We start from the raw sequence: 18,087 nt of genomic DNA on the forward strand, positions 1-18,087 counted from the left end.
TTTGTTATGCGTTTAGCCTAGAACTTGTGTCATGCCTGCCAAGTGGTGCCAATAGCCGTTGCAATCGTGGTTAAGCGGTTGCGGGTTATTGCCTGCTTGGTTAGCACGGAATTTGTCTACCCAGTGCAAGGTGTCAAGCGACAGTGGACTTAACCGCACCACATCCACCAGCCCTTGCATTGACGGTAAATCGTTAATGAGATTTGTGCACTGTCCGGACTGGGTTTGAATGCCGTTCAGCACAAATACCGCTTGACCCTCTTGTGACTCGGTTAACCGTCCATTGGGGTAGTTGAGGCAGCACAGCTCGCAGTCATCTTTGGCACGGTTTTCTGAGCGCGCGGTAAAACAGCGTGCCGAATAAGCCAGTGGTAAGTAACCATAGCCAGTCACCTCCACCTCAAACTGATCGCGAATACCCAGTGCATCGCAGCCGTTTAACATATTCACCAACCAATCGCGCGAAAGCTCCACCGGCATCACCCAGCGTGTCATACCTAGGTCGACAAATTGCTTTAATGTTTGTGGGTTATAGCAGTTGATAGCGGCCCCCACCACAAAGGGCTGCCGACGCTCACTTAAAAACTGCACCGCACTCACGTCATTCGCTTCAATGCGAATATCATCATTATCACAGTAGCGTTTTAGCATGCTCAGCTCTGAGGGCGCTTCAATCAGCGCCATGGTCGAGAGCACCACTTGTTTACCAGACTCAGCCAGCTCACGCGCGAGCCCGATCCAGTCTTTGGTTTTCAGCTCTCGCCGCTTGGCACAGACGGTTTCACCGAGATAAATTACATCGACTTGGCTGTCAGCCACTGCTTGATAAAAGGCTTCAACCTCAGCCTTAGGCCAGTAATACAGGATCGGCCCGAGAGAAAATTGCATCATAATTCCTTATTGCCACTTGCGATGGTAAGCACCCAAACTGGTTTGCACCCCTTCAGAAAGACTATCGAGCGAGTGCGCCCAATCCGGTGCAATATCAAACGCATCAGGGTTTGCGACACAGCGATCAATCGCTTGACGCCATACCCGTGCAACTTGCTCCACATACGCAGGGCTGCGCTGACGACCTTCGATTTTGACCGATTTGATCCCGGCGCGATAAAGCTCAGGCAGGACACTTAAAGTGTTCAAACTGGTGGGCTCTTCCAGTGCGTGATAGCGGTTGCCATCGACACAGAAACGACCTTTGCATAGGGTGGGATATCCCGCTTTTTCATCGGCTTGGTACCGATCAATCAAGACGCCGTTTAAGCGCGACTCCAACCCATGCTCAGTATCTTGCCAGCGCACGAATGCTGCCGGTGAGCAAGCGCCCACGGTATTGGGCGATTGGCCGGTAAGATAAGACGATAAATAACAGCGCCCTTCAGCCATAATGCACAGGCTGCCGAAGGCAAATACCTCTAAATCGACATCGGTATCGCGTGCCAGTTGTTTAACCTGATGAATAGACAGCACCCGCGGCAATACCACTCGCTTAACGCCATATTGCTGCTGATAGAAACGGATCGCCCCAGCGTTAGTGGCGGATGCTTGAACAGAAAGGTGTATATCCAAATCGGGATAGGTGTTGGCAGCATAGTCTAAACAGGCCATGTCAGCGAGGATCAGCGCATCTGCGCCATTTCCGGCGGCGCTATCAATCGCATATTGCCAACGGCGCCAACCATCAGGATGGGCAAAGGTATTAATGGCAACGTGCAAGTCTTTGCCGTGGTCATGTACATACTGACTGGCACGCTGCAATTTGCTATCGGTGAAGTTCAGCCCCGCAAAATGGCGCGCATTGGTATCGTCTTTTAAGCCGACATACACCGCATCGGCGCCATGTTCGATCGCTTTTTTAACCGCCGGAATATTGCCCGCCGGACAAAGGAGCTCCATAACATTGCATTCCATTTTATGATTGTCCGGCTAAGATAAGGGCGTTGCCAATGTGGGGGGTTGATGTGTATCAAGCTCACTTCTCCATGATGACAAAAATCGCGATAAATGACGCTGTTGGCTCAAAAAATCCTCTCATTTTTGACTCGGATCCAATGGCGTAGCATTCAACCTCGCTACTCTAGTGGCATTCAACCATTGGCACCAAAGGAAAGCCAAATGCTCGTTAACCCAATCACCCAACAACCCCTTAGTCTTCCAATGCCCCAACCAAACCTGATTACACCGGGGCTAAAAGCCATCACTCAGTTGCCACATGGGCTGCAAGCTCAGGTGCTGACCAAAGTCATGAATACCGCTTTTGCGGTGCCGCTGGCAGAGGACGAGTTCGACTTTCTTGCTGGCCGTACTATTCGCATTGGATTGCGTGATCTCAACGCGAATTGGTTCGTGTCGCTGAACGAAGACAACCAATTATTGGTGCGCTTGTCTGGGGAAGAAGACGCCAGTATCGAGGGAGATTGGTTAGCGTTTTTAAAAATGGCGACCCACTATTGCGATCCGGATACGCTGTTTTTCCAGCGCCAACTCAGTATCAGTGGTGATACCGAACTTGGGCTGCATGTGAAAAACCTGCTTGATAGCCTCGAAATCGACACCCTACCCAAGCCGCTGGCACGCTCACTGACGTTAAGCCATCAGTACCTCACTAAACTCGCGTTGTAGTTGTCATGCTTTTCAAGTATCTGACCCATCAATGGGAGCTTGGATATCATGCTGCCAGCAGCTTGCCAAGTGATCGATAAAGTGGCGCACGACAGGCTGTTGATAACTACGCGATAAATAGACCGCCCACAGTGCACTGGGCGGTAAGCGATAATCGGTCAGCAAAGGTATTAACTCCCCCTGCTCCACATAGGGATTGGCTAAATCACATGGCACACGGACAATCCCTTTTCCCATTCGCGCCGCATTGACCAGGGTGCCTAAGTCGTTGGCGTGAATCGGCCCACTCACTCTTATCTCTTCTCGGCGACTGTCTTTAATAAACTGCCAATGATCACCGCTGACATGAATCAAGCACGGGTGATCACTGAGATCGCTCGGGTGATTAGGCTGGGACGCCTGGGCTATATATGCCGGTGACGCACACACGATAGAATCGATAGCCATGAGTTTGCGGGCAATTAAATGCTCATCCGGCTGAGGTGTAAAGCGCAATGCAATATCGACCCGCTCATCCACTAAGGGCGTAAATTGGTCGGAGGCAATCACTTCAATCACGACCTCTGGATGCGCATCGGTAAATTGCGTTACTGGCGCAACAAGGATCCCTTGCGCTAAGCCGATTGGCGCAGCGACTCGAATACGACCGGTTAAGGCGCCGTGTAGTCGTCCAGTCGTCAACGTTAACGCCGCCGCTTCGTCCAAAATACGCTGGCAATGACCATAGGCTTGCTCTCCGGCATACGTTAAGCTGACTTTACGCGTTGTCCGATGCAACAGACGCTGCGCAAGCCATTGCTCGACCTCTTGAACATGCCTTGAAACCTGCAAACGCGTTAGCCCAAGTTGTTCGGCCGCCCGCGTAAAGCTTTTGCAATTGGCTACCTCTACAAAACTACGTATTGCCGTTAGCCTATCCATATTGTTTCTATAATTGATACAAATTGTATCTATTATGATTATTTATCCAATAAATGAAAGCTAATAAGCTACATCCATCCAAGCAATCACAGCATGAGGAAGACAATATGAAAATCGCAATTATTGGTGCAACAGGTTGGATCGGTAGCCAAATCGTCGAAGAAGCGCGTCATCGTGGGCATGAGGTTATCGCTCTTGTCCGTCAGCCAGAAAAAGTGACCCGCGACGATGTCGAGGTGCGTCAATTCGACTTGCTGAATAACCATCACTCTGTACAACAGGCCGTTGCTGACGCTGATGCAGTCATTGCCGCCGTGGGCGGGCGCGCTGCAGGCAACCATGAGATGGTGGCAAACAGCGCCAAGCGCTTAATTGACGAGTTACCCGCCGCTAACGTCAAACGTTTACTCTGGGTCGGCGGTGCTGGCTCACTAGAAGTTTCACCGGGAGTCGAGCTGGTCAGCCTGCCCGACTTCCCTGACGCTTATAAAGCAGAAGCGCTCGCTCAAGGCGACGCTCTGAAGGTATTCCGTGAACACGCCCATACCCTAGATTGGACGTTCGTCAGCCCTGCTGCGGAGATTTTCCCGGGCGACAAAATAGGCCGCTATCGCGTTGGCGCGGATACCTTGCTTACCGATGACCATGGTGACAGCAAAATCAGCGTTGCTGACTATGCTATCGCGATGATCGACGAACTGGAAAGTGGCGCCCACCGTCGCCAACGTATCGGTGTGGCTTACTAATCCAAGCTCATTGCCCAGCGTGCTCACCCGCCAACCAAGGTTGCGTGAGTGAGACCGTCTGGGCATCAAAATCAATACAGGCTTGGGCCCCCAAAGGTGTGGTTAACATCGGATGCGTATGGCAACTGTCAAAACCATCAACCACAGCGAGCGGCTTCCCATCGAGTATTTCTTCAAGAACGTTATAGGTTGAACGTCCCGTTCCTTTGTCATCAAACAGCTCGTGTTTACCAAGTAACACCGCGCCTACCGTATCAAACACCCCAGCCAGTTTTAGGTGTGCGAGTGAGCGCTCAACCGTGGCAATATCCAACAAAGAGTCCTCAATCAGCAGAATATCGCCTGTCTTAATCGCTGGCATATAAGGTGTTCCCCAGATCCCACTCAGCGTATTGAGATTGCCACCGAGAATGCGCCCATTTACCTGACCTTTACCCATAAATTGCCATGCATTCTCATAGGTCGGTTTTGCCTCTGTCTGTTCGCCCCAATCAATCATGACATCCGTCCATTGGGCAGGCATCTTATAGGTCATCGGCAGCGTTATATTCTCAGTTGTTACCGCGCGAAAGGCATCAAAGGTTTCATCAACCAGTGGCGGAAACTCCCCTAAAGACGCCACTAAGGCTGGGCCATAAAACGTGATTAATCCCGTTTTGGCATAGATACCGAGCAGTAAAGCAGTGAGGTCCGAATAACCCACGATAATCTTAGGATCATCAGCCAAGGCGGCATAATCGATATAGGGAAGTAAAGCATTGCTGTTCATTCCACCAATCGTCGACATGATGCAGCGCACATTCGGATCACGGATCAGCTGGTTAAGCTCTTCTGCACGCGCCTTGATCGAGCCTGAGCGATAGTGATCCGATTGTCCGGTCAATGCCCCCGCCTTCAGTTCAAAGCCTTGTGCTTTGACATAGTCCATCGCGCGTTCAAATCGTTGGGGCGCAAATACGGTGGCTGGTGATGATGGCGAGAAAAAGCCAATTGTCTCGCCTTTTTCAAGAGGTGGTGGCAATAACATCTTGTCTTCCTTGATTTTTAATCTCCCTAGCATTAAATCATCAGGACGAGATAGTCACAATACTCGCCGATTAATCGCTGGGGGGCGTACTGATAGTCTGACAAATGTGTTCGGCAATTGGCATGGCTGAAGTCGCGGCTGGCGATGGGGCGTTACACACATGGAGACTGCGTGCAGATCGAACGAAGAGGAAATCGCCCACCAGCTCACCGCTATTCAACACCGCTTGGGCACGAATACCGGCTGGATAAGGGTGTAAATCATCCAATTGAATTGACGGGCAATACTTACGAACCTGCTTGAGGTATCCCGGTTTATAATGCGCATTCCACCATTCTTTTATACCGGTGCGCAGATTCGCTGCAGTGACTCGCCAAAATCCGCGAAAACGCAGCATATCAAGCGTATCACGCCAACTAAAATTGTATGTGGCATACCCCTCGCGTTTCCAGCCCTGAACGGCATTTGGGCCTACCGTCAAACCACCATCAACCATCCGCGTGACATGGACACCCAAGAAAGGCAAATCTGGATCCGGTACTGGATAGATCAAATGCGACACTAACTCCCGATGCTTTTTCGCTAGTTGATAATATTCGCCGCGATAGGGGATGATTTGAAACGATGTCGCTAACCCTTGCAGCTTCGCCATGCGATCAGCCATCAAACCGGCACAAACAACTAAAAATTCCGCGTGATAACGGTGCGACTCTCCCTGTAATTGGGTATCAATCAGCACACCGTCGTGATCTTCGTGTAGCTTCGTCACTTGAGTATTTAGCACAAGGTGCCCACCAGCTGCGACAAAGCGTCCGGCCATTTTTTCTGTGACTTGAGCATAATCCACAACACTGGTCGCTTTGACATAGATCGCGCCTAAACCACGCACATTCGGCTCAGCGCTGGCGAGTTGTTGGGCATCCCAACACTCACACTCGATCTCATTGAGCAAACAACGTTGATACAAATCATGCATCCTCGCCAGCTCTGTCTCTGTGGTTGCGACGATTAACTTGCCACACTGCTTATAAGGAATGCCCTCTTGCTCACAAAACGCTTTGGTGGCAGCAGCGCCACGCTTACAAAAATCCGCTTTCAAACTACCGGGCGGATAATACACGCCAGCATGGATTACGCCGCTGTTATGGCCCGTTTGATGTTGGGCCAAAGCAGGCTCTTTTTCTATCAATAGAGTGCGTTTGTTTGGATATCGCTGTTGCAACTGCCAAGCGGTGGCTACGCCGACGATACCGCCCCCAACGACCACAAAATCGTACGCCATTAGCTACTCCTTTCGTCACCCGTTAATCGGTCACGTCCAGAAAATAATACTGGCTAACGTCGCAAATAAAACCAAAAGATTCAAAAAGATGATGAGCGGCATGGTTGCTTTGATGGGTTTGTAGCAATAAGTAAGCGGCTTGGCGGGCACGAGCCTCCTTGAGAGCGTGCGAGACTAATGCCCGTGCGATACCTTGTCGCCGTGAGTCCGGCTGCACGTACAAATCGTTAATAATTAAGCCACGGCGCGCCCTCGCGAGCGAATACAAAGGCGTTAGGTGGACAAATCCCACCAAGGACGATTGGTGATAAGCCATGAGTATACACGTGTCTTGCTCACACAACCGTTGCTCGGTAAACGCCCTTGTTTGACTGAGCGGCGGACGAATCGCGAGCCAGCGCTGGTATTGGTCGAATAACACCGTGAGGGCGTCTAGATCATTTAACTCCGCTTTCGCTATATGCAACATTCTTTCTCTATCGCAGCGCTATGGTTACCTTTCAGTGTAAGCGCCGTCGCGAGGTTCTGCTGCCAACACCTCAATAGACGAGCATAAAGAACAAAAAGTATCTCTTCACATAACGTTGAAACTGGCCACAGTATTTAAGTTGATATAAATGCCAATATAAAAAGTTATAGTGCATAAGATAATATCAATAAGGCGGCTAAACGCCGACTCAGTATATGCTGGCCCCTGCAAGGGTATAGGATCGTTTGGCTAGGTCCGCGTCGCGGCGAGTTCTGATTACGCCACTGAGCGGGTGCGATACCACTTCACTGTGACAGGCGCGAGCTCTTTTAACGCGTTACGCACCATGACAGATGGCACTTCGATAAAGAAAAACGACATCAACACCATCATCATAGGATCCGCATAAACCGCGTAATCCGACCAAGGAGAATGCGCGACTAGCCAAGCGCCTAAAAAGCCCAAGGTGACCGAGAGACTTAGTAAGGTATCCATTTGCCACTGGCGTGATTCAGCTTCCACCAATTGGCTTTGCCCTGCCCGGTTTTTACGTGCAATCATCCACCATCCATAACCACAACCCACCACATTGACAATACCAAACAGCACCGCCAATGACGGGTTCACCGCGCGTCCGCCCTCGACCAAGGACGAAACCGCTTCATACAGAGAATAACTCACCAGCAGCATAATCACGGCGCCTTTAATGGCGACAACAAGCGGTGTCAGCAGCGCACGTGTGATCGGCCTTGCGTAACGCGAGTGGATATACCATGACGCTCCCAGTGACAACAAAGTTAACACTAGACTAATCAAGGAGTAGATACCGTCGAACATAATCACTAAAGAGCCAGCAATCCATCCAACGGCAAGGCCGGCGATGGCAAACCCCAATGCGAGAAGGGCTGAAAACACTAATACTGACTTTTCATTGATCACGTTTTGAGGAGACATAAAACACCAAAAGTAGAAAACACGCACATATTCTTGGTGCTACTGCGCCGCTTTACAAACACGAACTTGCTGGCATTTTCATTTTTCCATTAGGCATGAACAAAAAGATGTTTATTTTCAATTGCTTATTAATTAACCTTTCTGTCAATTTTTTTGACGGTGAGCGTTATAAACAAGTTTTAGTTATGAGATAGCGCTAAATCGCATTTTGCTTGCATATAACGTTTGCGCATACTAAATCTAAATTTAGATTCTTTATGGACTAAGACGATGAGAAAAGGCGTGTTACTCGCGGCAATTAGCTTGCAGCTTTTCCTCGCGATGACCAGCACAGGATGGTGGCAGTTTGGTGCGGCACTCAGTGCGTTTCTGTTGGTCGCGGTATTACGTTTACCTCAGGACACGTCGCATGAGTGAACCTGAGGCAACGACAAAGACTAAGCAGCTAGCAGCAGCCAAGCAAGCGATGTACAGGAGATAATCACCCACAGCGCAACACCAAACAGTAAAGGCTTAGGGCCTGCCGTGCGTAGCTGGGTGACAGAAATACTGCAGCCGATTAAGAATAAACACACTACTAATACTTGCTTTGAGATGGCGAAAATCACCTCATAGATAGGTTGCGCTTGGACAAAGACATCACTGATACCAATCGTCAGACAATAAAAAACGATAAAGTACGGAATTGTGATTTTTTTAGCGTGACTGCGAAACATGAGTGCGCTGACAAATGCCACAGGTACAATCCATAATGCGCGCGCAAGTTTGAGGGTGGTAGCGGTGGTTAGTGCTTGCTCACCATAAGCGGACGCCGCGCCCACCACCGATGACGTATCATGAATCGCGATCGCCGCCCAAGTTCCAAACGTATGCTGATCGAGTCCTAGCGCATGCCCGACCATGGGAAACACAAACAGCGCCAATGAATTCAACACAAACACCGTGCCTAACGCCAAACCAATTTCTTTATCATCCGCGTTGATAGCGGGCGAGACGGCTGCGATTGCACTGCCGCCACAAATCGCAGTGCCTGAGGCAATCAGGTGACCCGTCTTTTTATCCAGCCCCATCAGTTTGGCCAGTAGTGTGCCAAAGACCAATGTGCCTGCAATGGTGGCAATAATCAGCCCAATCCCATCGCCTGTCACGGCGAGCGCCTCTTGTAGCGGGATGCCAAACCCTAGACCCACAATCGAATAGGCCAGCAATTTTTTGGTAATTTTGGTGAGGGAGATTGCGCTTGGCACCCAGCCCAAGGAGGTTAACAAAAAGCCTAGCACCAGAGCGATCGGCGAACTTACCCAAGGGGTTAAACAAGCTAACACAGCCAATGAAAAAGGAAGATAACGCGTGTATGCGGTCATAATGATGCTCAGTAAAAATCAGTGACAGCATTGTAGCGCTCGGTGGGTGTTCAGAAAATCTTAAACTTTTTAACCTAGGTTAAGATTTGCTTAACCTATATCGCAACGTCTTGAAAAACCACTTATCAAGCCACGTACTTAAAAATCAAACAAGTAGTTGGTAATGCTATCACTCAGCCATTGGATCCCAGGATGCTCGGCCATCCCTGAGGCGGTGAATAGACAATAGTCTTCTTGGGTTAAGCCATAGGTGTGTTTGATTACCGCTAAGCGCTGTTCTCGTAAGTATTGCCGGATCAGCGGCTCAGGCAACACGCCCCACGCTTCTTCTTGTAAGATGGTATTGAGCATATATTCAAAGCTCGAAAAGCCAATGTATCGGCGTGAGAAAGGTTGAAGCTCAGGATTGTCTTTTTCATTGAGATAGACCATCACCGCTTGCATGGCATTACGCAGTTGGTCATCACTGACCCGACGCAGCCGGCTCAACGGATGGTCACTGTTGCACACCGACATCATGCGAATTTTACCCAGCGGTTGATAGTTGATGCGCGGATCGTCAATCCGTTCGTAGTCTACTCCAAAGGCAAAATCGACTTGTTGCGTTTCAACCAAATTGGCCAGATCACCGCTCGACGCCAATACGAGGTTGAAGGACGTCGCCGTAAAGCGCTTGTTTAGCTGGTGCGCCCAGTCCTGCCAAAGTTGATCGGGGATCGCATCATCACGCGCGATCCACACTTCGGCATTAAAGCCCGCGTTCGCTTGCTCGCACGTGCGACGAATGCGGGCCGCGGTGACCGATATACTCTCGAAATCTTTGTAAACGGCTTTGCCGATTTCCGACAGTGTCAGACGGTTACCGGTGCGATAGAACAATTCAGCGTTAAGTGATTGCTCGAGCGCTTTAATCGCCATACTCAATCGTGAACGATTCACATCCAGCTGACGTGCAGCTTCAGACACTGAGCCAGTCTCTGCGACTGCACAAAACGCATCAATTTGGGTTAGATTCATGCCGCCCTCCTCACGCTATCCTACCGGAGCGCGGCAAAGACACAAAGCGCTATTACCGCTTGCCAGCATCCTTAAACTATCGGCGATTATGCAATTATTCGTAGCGACCTACTGCGTATCAGAAAACGCCAAGCTCTCTGTGTTTGAGGCGCGACAGAATGAGACTATTCTATTCGAGATGGAAAACAGATAGGGATAACGAAAGTGCTATGGTGCCCCGGGCCGGACTTGAACCGGCACAGCGCGAACGCCGAGGGATTTTAAATCCCTTGTGTCTACCAATTCCACCACCAGGGCAACGCAGTTATGCGTGGTAGCACCATGGTCCGCAGACTGCGCTGCGAACGAAAGTGTACTTTAATGAAATTTAACCTGAGGTCAATAGTCCTTTTGTTCTTTTTGACTCAAGTGGTTGAAAAGCAGGCAGAACGATAGAGGTGAATCATGCTGCACATGCGCCTTTAAAGTTCCACCAAACCCCCCTTTACAAAAGGAGCTTTTTGCTTGACATAGGCATCTTGATCACGCACACCTTGAGCGAGTATGGCGCGCTTTTTGTTTTCGTATTCAGTACGCACTTCAGGGTTACTAAGCAAATACTGTTTGTACGCCATTTGGCGACGATGCTCTTCACTGTTTTTTTCAATCACGTGAGCATGGATCAGAAACCGCTCACCTTGATAGGTTACAGAGGCATCTTTGCGAGGACGGTGTTCGGGAAAAGGCTGATCACTGTGCTGATCTTGAAAACCGAGTGCATAGAGATGAGCGACAGCATGGTCGCGTTCGCTAGCACGATAGAGAATGGATAAATCAATAATCCCCTTGCCTCCTACTTTGGCTGAGGTGGAGCCAAAATGCAGTACCTCAATATCAGGTGTCGAGATACGATCAGACAGGGCTTGAGCAACGTCTAAATAAATAGGACGCCACGGAGAAAAACTAGCGTCAATTAATTGGTAGGGCTCGAGTGTAATCATGTAGCACCTAAGTTGGAAAGAGGAATGCTGAAAAACCGAGTCACTCGCCATGAGCAGGCTGTCGACTGTCATCAAACTCGGTGTTTGTCGCACCAGCCGTTCTCATGCAAGCAAGTCACTCCATTGTGCTAAACACCTTCCGCAAGCTGGGGGTTAGAACCGTATTGGTTGCTATTTTGATCCCCTTCCAACGCGCAAAGCACCAGCAATACAAGCATTCCGAGAATAGGGATCAGTGAGATGAGCAACCACCATGCTGAGCGCCCGGTATCATGCAAACGTCTTGATGTCACCGCCAAGGTTGGCAGTAGTACCGCCAATGAATACACAATGCTCAGCAACACTAATCCCGTTGCTTCAGCGACAATATTAAGCGCCAACGAGATACAAAAGTTAATCAGAAAGAACATCCAATACTCGCGACGGTGGGCGCGCCCTGAAAAAGTGGCATAATTACGCAGCACTTTTAAATACCATTCCATACGTAACCCTGTTTTAGTTGAAAAGTGTTCGCGTTTATCATAGAACGAGGCTCCAGCCACTACTATTTCAACGATAAGACATCCGACCGCTTTATCATCAGCTTGAGAGCCTTATCACTGATTTCTTACACAATAGCAGGTGAAAGGCGATTAGCTTTGCAAGCCCGCAGCATGCATCAAAAGCCTAAACAGCCAAGAGACAACCCCCAATGCCGCTACACTGGCTCCCCAGATCGTGATTAACCAAAGCCAACGCTGCCAAGTCGGTTTTGTCATGCCAGCCATCAGTGATAGGCCTCATCCGGATTCACTTTGCCACTAAAGACACGGTAACTCCAATAGGTGTACATCAAAATAACCGGGATGATAAACACCGAGCCAATCAGCATAAATTGCAAGCTTTGCTGTGGTGAGGCCGCCTGCCAAATTGTGATGTTGGGTGGAATGATATGTGGCCAAATGCTGATGCCGAGGCCAATAAATCCGAGCAAGGTGACACACAACGCCATAATAAATGGACGGTGGTGAGCCTGATCAGGACGGGCACGCCAGAGCCGGAGCAAACAAAAAGCGGTCAATAATGGAACCGGAGAGAGAATGAGCAAGTTTGGCATACTAAACCAACGGTCGGCAATTCCCGGATACGCGAATGGCGTCCAAATACTGACTATCGCGATACTTACCGCCATCAACACGACAAGTCGACGACTCAGGTGGTACATACGCATTTGCAACGCATACTCCGTTTTCATGATCAGCCAAGTGGCCCCCAGTAAACCGTACGCAATGATCAGTCCTATTCCGCAAAAGAGAGGAAATGGTGCCAACCAATCGAGCCCGCCACCAGCAAAAGCGCGGCCCTCGACAGGAAAGCCTTCAATCACCGCACCCACAGTCACCCCTTGAAAAAAGGTGGCAAAAATAGACCCTGCCATAAAGGCGGTATCCCAAAAGCCATGATGCCCGGGCAACGCTTTGAAACGGAACTCAAACGCCACACCACGAAAAATAAGCGCCACCAACATCAAAGTAAGCGGAATTGTTAACGCATCGACAATCACGGCATATGCCAAGGGAAAAGCACCAAATAATGCCGCCCCTCCAAGGACTAACCAAGTTTCATTGCCATCCCATACTGGGGCGACACTGTTAACCATCAAGTCGCGCTCTTCGCGTTCAGTGATAAACGGCATCAGGATTCCGATCCCCAAGTCAAATCCGTCCATCACGATGTACATTAAAGTGGCAAACACGATGATGCCAAACCAAATCATTGCTAAATCCATGTTTCCCCCTTACACACGGCCAGAGACAGTTAACGGTTCATGCGGTGTATCATCATGCTGATCCGGACCTAATTTAATTTGATGGATCATATAGATGTACCCCAACCCAAAGACCAAGCCGTACACCACAAAGAAACTGATCAAGCTAATACTCATGTGCAAGTCACCGTGGGCAGACACCGCATCTTGGGTGCGTAAAAGGCCATGCACTACCCAAGGCTGGCGCCCTACCTCAGTGGTTACCCAGCCAGCAAGAATCGCGACCAACCCCGCCGGCCCCATATACAAAGCAAAACGGAGCAGCCCTTGGTGTTCAAACAGGCGTCCTTTATAGCGCTGCCACGCCGCCACTAGTCCAAGTGTGATCATCAATAGCCCTAAGCCTACCATCAGGCGGAACGACCAGAAAACCACAGGCGAATTGGGTCTGTCTTCCGCAGCAAATTCGTTTAGGGCTGGAATTTGCTCGGTCAGACTGTGTTTTAAGATCAGACTCCCCAAATAGGGGATCTCTACTTTGTAGCGGGTGGTTTCCGCCTCCATGTCCGGAAAGCCAAATAAAATAAGCGGCGTGGGCTCGCCATGGCTGTTGTCCCAATGCCCTTCCATCGCTGCTATTTTGGCAGGTTGATATTCCAAGGTGTTTAGGCCATGTAAATCACCAATAAACGCTTGAATGGGCGCGGTGAATAACAGCATCCACATCGACATCGAAAACATCCGCTTCACGGCTGGGCTGCGCTGCCCTTGGAGCAGATGCCACGCCGCCGACGCACCAACAAATAAGGCACTGGATAAAAACGCCGCGACTACCATGTGCGCTAAGCGATAAGGGAAAGAGGGATTGAACACCACCGCTAACCAATCCACAGGCACCACTTGACCACTGACCACTTCATGCCCTTGTGGCGTGTGCATCCAACTGTTGGAGGCTAAAATCCAAAAGGCAGAGATCACGGTGCCCAACGCGACCATGGACGTAGCGAAAAAGTGCAAGCGATCACCGACACGTTGCCAACCAAACAGCATGACCCCGAGAAATCCGGCTTCTAAAAAGAACGCCGTAAGTACCTCATAAGTCAGCAACGGGCCAGTGATACTGCCCGCAAACTCAGAAAAGCCACTCCAGTTGGTCCCAAATTGGTATGCCATCACCAACCCAGACACCACGCCCATCCCGAAGTTGACCGCAAAAATTTTCGACCAGAAAAGGTAGAGGGTTTTGTACTCCTGCTCGCGAGTTTTAAGCCATAGCCCCTCAAGCACCGCAAGGTAGCAGGCAAGGCCGATAGTAATTGCAGGAAAGATAATGTGAAAAGACACCGTAAACGCGAATTGGATACGGGCCAACATAAAGGCATCAAGACCAAACATACGTGAAGTCCACTTTAGTAATTAGACCAACGCGTATGGTAGAAGCCCATTTTTAATGTGCCCATACACAGACGACTCAGATTAACCTATAACAGTTTGATATTTTCAGTGTTATAGTCTGGTTCACTTAGCGGCGATTATGGTAGGAAGATGTCCAAGTATCAGCAGCTTAGCGAGCAGATCAAACAACAAATTCAAGCAGGCATTTGGCATGTGGGAGAAAAGCTCCCCTCGCTGAGAAAACAGGCCGCTTATTCAGGGTTGAGTGTCATGACGGTGCTTCAATCCTATCAACTGCTTGAAAGCCAAGGGTGGATTGTTTCTCAGTCCCGCTCAGGTTACCGTGTCGCTCCCCATGCCGAACTCGACGATAACAAGCCAGATAGTGCGATTCATCCTGCAGAATCTGTCGATATCAATGACTATATTTTCGATGTGTTGCAAGCCAGCCGCTCGCCGGGTATGGCGAGCTATGGGCATGCCTATGTTGATCCCCTGCTCGCCCCTCGCCATCAAGTAAACCGCTCGCTCACCACTGCGGTGCGCTTTATGTCGATTCATAGTGTGGTCGACAATCTTCCCCCGGGTAATGCTCAACTACGCCACCTGATTGCCCAACGCTATGCAGCGCAGGGGATGCAGGTTTCTCCCGATGAAATCGTGATCACCGCAGGCGGGTTGGATGCGCTTAACCTGAGCTTACGCGCGGTCACACAACCTGGGGATTGGGTCGCTGTTGAAAGTCCGGCGTTTTACGGTGCGCTACAAGCCCTTGAAAACCGGGGGCTCAAAGCGATGGCGATCCGAACACATCCGACGGAAGGGATTGATCTCGATGCGCTCGAACGCGCCTTGCAAACGCATCCAGTCCGCGCTTGTTGGCTGATGAGCAATCATCAAAATCCGTTGGGGTACTCACTGTCAGATGAAAAGAAAGCGCGTCTTGCCGAACTCGTCAAACGCTATCAAGTGTATTTAATCGAAGACGATGTCTATGGCGAACTCTATGATGGCGAACACAAACCGCACCCTACTAAAGCGTTCGATAACAGCGGTCATGTTTTGCACTGCTCGTCTTTCTCAAAAACCTTGGTCGATGCCTTTCGCCTCGGTTGGGTGGCAGCCGGTGATCAAGCCCAGAAACTACAAAAGCTGCAGCTAATGAGCACAGTGACCACCAGCGTCCCCATTCAACTTGCTGTTGCACATTATCTTCATAACCGAAATTATGAACACCATCTAAAGCAGCTGCGTCGCACATTGGCTGAACGAAAAAAGGCGACCTATCAGTTTCTGATCGCCCATTTACCGCAAGGCGTTAATGTCATTAACAGCCAAGGGGGGTATTTTCTATGGATAACTTTGCACAAAGGCAGTGATACCACCGCGCTCTACCACCTTGCGCTCAAACACCATATCAGTATCGCGCCGGGCAATATGTTCGCAACACACGCACAGTTTGCCCATTGCTTTCGGTTGAATGCCTCTTACCCACTGGACCATGCACATAAAAATGCCCTAGCAACCTTATGTGATTTGATTGCACAGCACATTAAAACCTTGGTGAAGCGCTAAGACTGGCTGAGTAACCAAGTGATAAACCGTAAAACTCAACAACGATTTATAGTTTTAGATCTTGGTCAGTCACCGCCCCTTCCGCTGCGGAAATCACAGTATTGGCATATTTTGCCAATACGCCGCGTTTGTATCGTGGCTCTGGCTGTTGCCACTGACTTAAACGCTGATTCATTTCGGCTTGCGTTAAATCGACATCAATCGACATATCATCAGCATTAATAGAAATGGTGTCACCATCTTCAAGAATGGCGATGGGGCCACCATCCATGGCTTCCGGTGTCACATGGCCTACGACAAAACCATGACTCCCCCCAGAGAAGCGACCATCCGTGATCAGCGCAACGTCGTTACCCAAGCCACGCCCCATCACGGCAGAAGTTGGACTCAACATTTCGCGCATGCCTGGGCCCCCTTTGGGTCCTTCGTAGCGAATAACAATCACATCCCCTTTTACGATCTTGCCATCTAAAATCGCTTGCAAGGCTTCTTCTTCAGAGTGGAATACGCGAGCACGACCAGTAAACTGCGTACCCTCTTTGCCCGAGATTTTTGCCACGGCCCCCGTCGGAGAGACATTGCCTTTCAATACCACCAAGTGACTGGTTTGCTTAATAGGATTATCAAACGGACGAATAATATCTTGGTGATCAGGATAGTCTTCAACCTCCTCTAAGTTCTCCGCCAAGGTTTTTCCTGTCACCGTTAAGCAATCACCATGCAATAGACCCGCGTCCAATAGACGCTTCATCAATGGTTGAATACCACCAATGGCCACAAGCTCTGACATCATGTACTGACCACTTGGACGCAAATCCGCAAGCACAGGGACTTTTTGCCCTAGGCGTGTAAAGTCATCCAAGCTTAAATCTACATTGACCGTATTCGCCATAGCCAACAAATGCAGCACCGCATTGGTTGAACCGCCAAGCGCAATGGTCACAGTGATGGCATTTTCAAATGCTTCCCGCGTCATAATGTCTGAGGGGCGAATGCCCTCTTCGATTAAACGTACCACCGCTTTACCCGCCGCTTCGCAATCCGCACGCTTATCTTGTGAGATCGCTTCTTGAGCTGAACTGCCCGGCAAACTTAATCCCAAGGCTTCAATAGCGGATGCCATCGTATTCGCGGTGTACATACCACCACAAGAACCTGCGCCAGGAATGGCCGTTTTCTCTATCTTTTCGACATCTATTAATTCAATATCGCCTTTAGCATGCTGACCCACTGCCTCGAATACAGACACGATATCGGTATGATTTGCACCCGGTTTGATCGTTCCGCCATAGACAAAAATAGAAGGCCGGTTAAGTCGGGCCATGGCAATAACGCAAGCGGGCATGTTTTTATCGCAACCACCAATGGTCACCAAGCCATCAAAACCTTGGCATGCCGCAACCGTTTCAATGGAGTCCGTGATCACTTCACGAGAGACCAAAGAATACTTCATACCTTCCGTACCATTGGCAATACCATCAGAAATGGTAATGGTATTAAAGATAACGCCCTTACCACCATCAGCGTCCACACCACTGCAGGCATGATCGGCCAGTTCGTTGATATGCATATTGCACGGTGTCACCATGCTCCAAGTCGAAGCAATGCCCACTTGCGGTTTTGAGAAATCCTGCTTTTCAAAGCCAGTCGCGCGCAACATGGCACGAGCCGGTGCTTTAGACACCCCATCAACCACTTCCGATGAATACCGGCGCTTCTTACTCATCATACCCTCTCTCATTAATTCAACGTTTTATTTGTTAGTGATTATAGGGTCACTTTACCAAGGCTGACCAATCTATCAATATGCTAGCGACATACTATGCTGTTAAGTGACTTTTTACTTGTTTTGTCATAGTGATTTTTGGTGGAAAGATAAAGGGCCGAATATTGTGTGGGCATTGCCAGTGATTAGCAGCATTTTGCCTTCAGAGCACGATTAACCAAAGCCAGTGATATTCACCCAAATGCGCTGGCAACCTGATGTAGTT

At 49.6% G+C, this 18,087-nt stretch carries 18 protein-coding genes, 1 tRNA gene and 1 pseudogene; 4 read left to right on the forward strand and 16 right to left on the reverse strand.

Annotated features, from left to right (window positions below; genetic code table 11):
• Positions 1 to 12 precede the first annotated feature (12 nt).
• Together BGL48_RS10400 and ubiU are read right to left on the reverse strand one after the other, a co-directional pair.
• On the reverse strand, positions 13 to 888 hold the full coding sequence (locus tag BGL48_RS10400; protein WP_069362580.1) for a U32 family peptidase: 876 nt from the start codon (positions 886 to 888) through the stop codon (positions 13 to 15).
• 9 nt (positions 889 to 897) lie between these two features.
• The gene (ubiU, locus tag BGL48_RS10405; RefSeq protein ID WP_069362581.1) at positions 898 to 1,893 is read right to left on the reverse strand and encodes a ubiquinone anaerobic biosynthesis protein UbiU; all 996 of its coding nucleotides are present in this window, start codon (positions 1,891 to 1,893) and stop codon (positions 898 to 900) included.
• A gap of 219 nt (positions 1,894 to 2,112) precedes the next feature.
• Here ubiU and ubiT point away from each other — a divergent pair, with 219 nt between their 5' ends.
• Entirely contained in the window at positions 2,113 to 2,619 is a 507-nt protein-coding gene (ubiT, locus tag BGL48_RS10410; protein WP_176719656.1) for a ubiquinone anaerobic biosynthesis accessory factor UbiT, read from the forward strand.
• A 12-nt stretch (positions 2,620 to 2,631) separates the two neighbouring features.
• Here the strand turns inward: ubiT and BGL48_RS10415 are convergent, their stop codons facing one another.
• On the reverse strand, positions 2,632 to 3,540 hold the full coding sequence (locus BGL48_RS10415) for a LysR family transcriptional regulator (protein WP_069362582.1): 909 nt from the start codon (positions 3,538 to 3,540) through the stop codon (positions 2,632 to 2,634).
• Between the two features lie 107 nt (positions 3,541 to 3,647).
• Between BGL48_RS10415 and BGL48_RS10420 the strand changes: the two genes are divergently transcribed.
• Positions 3,648 to 4,286 (forward strand): NAD(P)-dependent oxidoreductase, encoded by a 639-nt coding sequence (locus BGL48_RS10420; protein ID WP_069362583.1) that lies wholly within the window; start codon positions 3,648 to 3,650, stop codon positions 4,284 to 4,286.
• 7 nt (positions 4,287 to 4,293) lie between these two features.
• Here the strand turns inward: BGL48_RS10420 and BGL48_RS10425 are convergent, their stop codons facing one another.
• The 4 genes and pseudogenes from BGL48_RS10425 to BGL48_RS10440 form a co-directional block, all read right to left on the reverse strand.
• A complete protein-coding gene (locus tag BGL48_RS10425; RefSeq protein WP_069362584.1) occupies positions 4,294 to 5,313 on the reverse strand; it encodes a S66 family peptidase in 1,020 nt (339 codons plus the stop codon).
• Between the two features lie 70 nt (positions 5,314 to 5,383).
• A complete protein-coding gene (lhgO, locus tag BGL48_RS10430; RefSeq protein ID WP_069362585.1) occupies positions 5,384 to 6,595 on the reverse strand; it encodes an L-2-hydroxyglutarate oxidase in 1,212 nt (403 codons plus the stop codon).
• A gap of 22 nt (positions 6,596 to 6,617) precedes the next feature.
• Positions 6,618 to 7,064, reverse strand: coding sequence for a GNAT family N-acetyltransferase (locus BGL48_RS10435; RefSeq protein ID WP_069362586.1), 447 nt, complete (start codon positions 7,062 to 7,064; stop codon positions 6,618 to 6,620).
• Positions 7,065 to 7,385: 321 nt separating this feature from the next.
• Positions 7,386 to 8,018: pseudogene (locus BGL48_RS10440) on the reverse strand (cation transporter); the annotation flags it as partial.
• Between the two features lie 270 nt (positions 8,019 to 8,288).
• Between BGL48_RS10440 and BGL48_RS16240 the strand changes: the two are divergent.
• Positions 8,289 to 8,435 carry a hypothetical protein gene (locus BGL48_RS16240; RefSeq protein ID WP_158012170.1) on the forward strand — a complete coding sequence of 49 codons (147 nt, stop codon included), beginning with the start codon at positions 8,289 to 8,291 and terminating at the stop codon, positions 8,433 to 8,435.
• A 20-nt stretch (positions 8,436 to 8,455) separates the two neighbouring features.
• Here BGL48_RS16240 and BGL48_RS10445 read toward each other — a convergent pair whose 3' ends face one another.
• From BGL48_RS10445 to BGL48_RS10475, 8 genes are all read right to left on the reverse strand, one after another.
• Complete coding sequence (locus BGL48_RS10445; protein ID WP_069362588.1) at positions 8,456 to 9,382, reverse strand: YeiH family protein; 927 nt, start codon at positions 9,380 to 9,382, stop codon at positions 8,456 to 8,458.
• 138 nt (positions 9,383 to 9,520) lie between these two features.
• A complete protein-coding gene (locus BGL48_RS10450) occupies positions 9,521 to 10,399 on the reverse strand; it encodes a LysR family transcriptional regulator (RefSeq protein ID WP_069362589.1) in 879 nt (292 codons plus the stop codon).
• Positions 10,400 to 10,609: 210 nt separating this feature from the next.
• Positions 10,610 to 10,696 (reverse strand) — tRNA-Leu (locus tag BGL48_RS10455).
• A gap of 164 nt (positions 10,697 to 10,860) precedes the next feature.
• Complete coding sequence (locus tag BGL48_RS10460; protein WP_069362590.1) at positions 10,861 to 11,379, reverse strand: GrpB family protein; 519 nt, start codon at positions 11,377 to 11,379, stop codon at positions 10,861 to 10,863.
• 128 nt (positions 11,380 to 11,507) lie between these two features.
• Positions 11,508 to 11,861 (reverse strand): DUF805 domain-containing protein, encoded by a 354-nt coding sequence (locus BGL48_RS10465; protein WP_069362591.1) that lies wholly within the window; start codon positions 11,859 to 11,861, stop codon positions 11,508 to 11,510.
• Between the two features lie 150 nt (positions 11,862 to 12,011).
• The gene (locus BGL48_RS16025; RefSeq protein WP_077459159.1) at positions 12,012 to 12,146 is read right to left on the reverse strand and encodes a DUF2474 domain-containing protein; all 135 of its coding nucleotides are present in this window, start codon (positions 12,144 to 12,146) and stop codon (positions 12,012 to 12,014) included.
• Positions 12,146 to 13,147, reverse strand: a complete 1,002-nt coding sequence (gene cydB, locus BGL48_RS10470) for a cytochrome d ubiquinol oxidase subunit II (protein ID WP_069362592.1) — start codon at positions 13,145 to 13,147, stop codon at positions 12,146 to 12,148. The genes BGL48_RS16025 and cydB overlap by 1 nt, the downstream gene beginning before the upstream one ends.
• A gap of 9 nt (positions 13,148 to 13,156) precedes the next feature.
• Positions 13,157 to 14,521, reverse strand: coding sequence for a cytochrome ubiquinol oxidase subunit I (locus tag BGL48_RS10475; protein ID WP_069362593.1), 1,365 nt, complete (start codon positions 14,519 to 14,521; stop codon positions 13,157 to 13,159).
• 150 nt (positions 14,522 to 14,671) lie between these two features.
• On the opposite strand from BGL48_RS10475, the gene BGL48_RS10480 reads away from it, so the two are divergent.
• Entirely contained in the window at positions 14,672 to 16,096 is a 1,425-nt protein-coding gene (locus BGL48_RS10480; protein ID WP_069362594.1) for a PLP-dependent aminotransferase family protein, read from the forward strand.
• Positions 16,097 to 16,142: 46 nt separating this feature from the next.
• Here BGL48_RS10480 and ilvD read toward each other — a convergent pair whose 3' ends face one another.
• Complete coding sequence (ilvD, locus tag BGL48_RS10485; protein WP_218089806.1) at positions 16,143 to 17,825, reverse strand: dihydroxy-acid dehydratase; 1,683 nt, start codon at positions 17,823 to 17,825, stop codon at positions 16,143 to 16,145.
• Positions 17,826 to 18,087: the final 262 nt, after the last annotated feature.

Origin of the sequence: Salinivibrio sp. SS3 (assembly GCF_001722105.1) — a bacterium.
In the GTDB taxonomy this organism is placed as follows: Bacteria; Pseudomonadota; Gammaproteobacteria; order Enterobacterales; family Vibrionaceae; genus Salinivibrio; species Salinivibrio kushneri.

What these genes read in the sequence shown, in the direction of transcription:
- BGL48_RS10425 (WP_069362584.1), bottom strand. Translation starts at nt 5,313, where the DNA reads ATGTTATTGCCACCACCTCTTGAAAAAGGCGAGACAATTGGCTTTTTC.
- BGL48_RS10460 (WP_069362590.1), bottom strand. Translation starts at nt 11,379, where the DNA reads ATGATTACACTCGAGCCCTACCAATTAATTGACGCTAGTTTTTCTCCG.
- ubiT (WP_176719656.1), top strand. Translation starts at nt 2,113, where the DNA reads ATGCTCGTTAACCCAATCACCCAACAACCCCTTAGTCTTCCAATGCCC.
- cydB (WP_069362592.1), bottom strand. Translation starts at nt 13,147, where the DNA reads ATGGATTTAGCAATGATTTGGTTTGGCATCATCGTGTTTGCCACTTTA.
- BGL48_RS10400 (WP_069362580.1), bottom strand. Translation starts at nt 888, where the DNA reads ATGCAATTTTCTCTCGGGCCGATCCTGTATTACTGGCCTAAGGCTGAG.
- BGL48_RS10420 (WP_069362583.1), top strand. Translation starts at nt 3,648, where the DNA reads ATGAAAATCGCAATTATTGGTGCAACAGGTTGGATCGGTAGCCAAATC.
- ubiU (WP_069362581.1), bottom strand. Translation starts at nt 1,893, where the DNA reads ATGGAGCTCCTTTGTCCGGCGGGCAATATTCCGGCGGTTAAAAAAGCG.
- BGL48_RS10465 (WP_069362591.1), bottom strand. Translation starts at nt 11,861, where the DNA reads ATGGAATGGTATTTAAAAGTGCTGCGTAATTATGCCACTTTTTCAGGG.
- BGL48_RS10435 (WP_069362586.1), bottom strand. Translation starts at nt 7,064, where the DNA reads ATGTTGCATATAGCGAAAGCGGAGTTAAATGATCTAGACGCCCTCACG.
- ilvD (WP_218089806.1), bottom strand. Translation starts at nt 17,825, where the DNA reads ATGATGAGTAAGAAGCGCCGGTATTCATCGGAAGTGGTTGATGGGGTG.
- BGL48_RS10415 (WP_069362582.1), bottom strand. Translation starts at nt 3,540, where the DNA reads ATGGATAGGCTAACGGCAATACGTAGTTTTGTAGAGGTAGCCAATTGC.
- BGL48_RS10450 (WP_069362589.1), bottom strand. Translation starts at nt 10,399, where the DNA reads ATGAATCTAACCCAAATTGATGCGTTTTGTGCAGTCGCAGAGACTGGC.
- BGL48_RS10445 (WP_069362588.1), bottom strand. Translation starts at nt 9,382, where the DNA reads ATGACCGCATACACGCGTTATCTTCCTTTTTCATTGGCTGTGTTAGCT.
- lhgO (WP_069362585.1), bottom strand. Translation starts at nt 6,595, where the DNA reads ATGGCGTACGATTTTGTGGTCGTTGGGGGCGGTATCGTCGGCGTAGCC.
- BGL48_RS16025 (WP_077459159.1), bottom strand. Translation starts at nt 12,146, where the DNA reads ATGGCTGGCATGACAAAACCGACTTGGCAGCGTTGGCTTTGGTTAATC.
- BGL48_RS16240 (WP_158012170.1), top strand. Translation starts at nt 8,289, where the DNA reads ATGAGAAAAGGCGTGTTACTCGCGGCAATTAGCTTGCAGCTTTTCCTC.
- BGL48_RS10475 (WP_069362593.1), bottom strand. Translation starts at nt 14,521, where the DNA reads ATGTTTGGTCTTGATGCCTTTATGTTGGCCCGTATCCAATTCGCGTTT.
- BGL48_RS10480 (WP_069362594.1), top strand. Translation starts at nt 14,672, where the DNA reads ATGTCCAAGTATCAGCAGCTTAGCGAGCAGATCAAACAACAAATTCAA.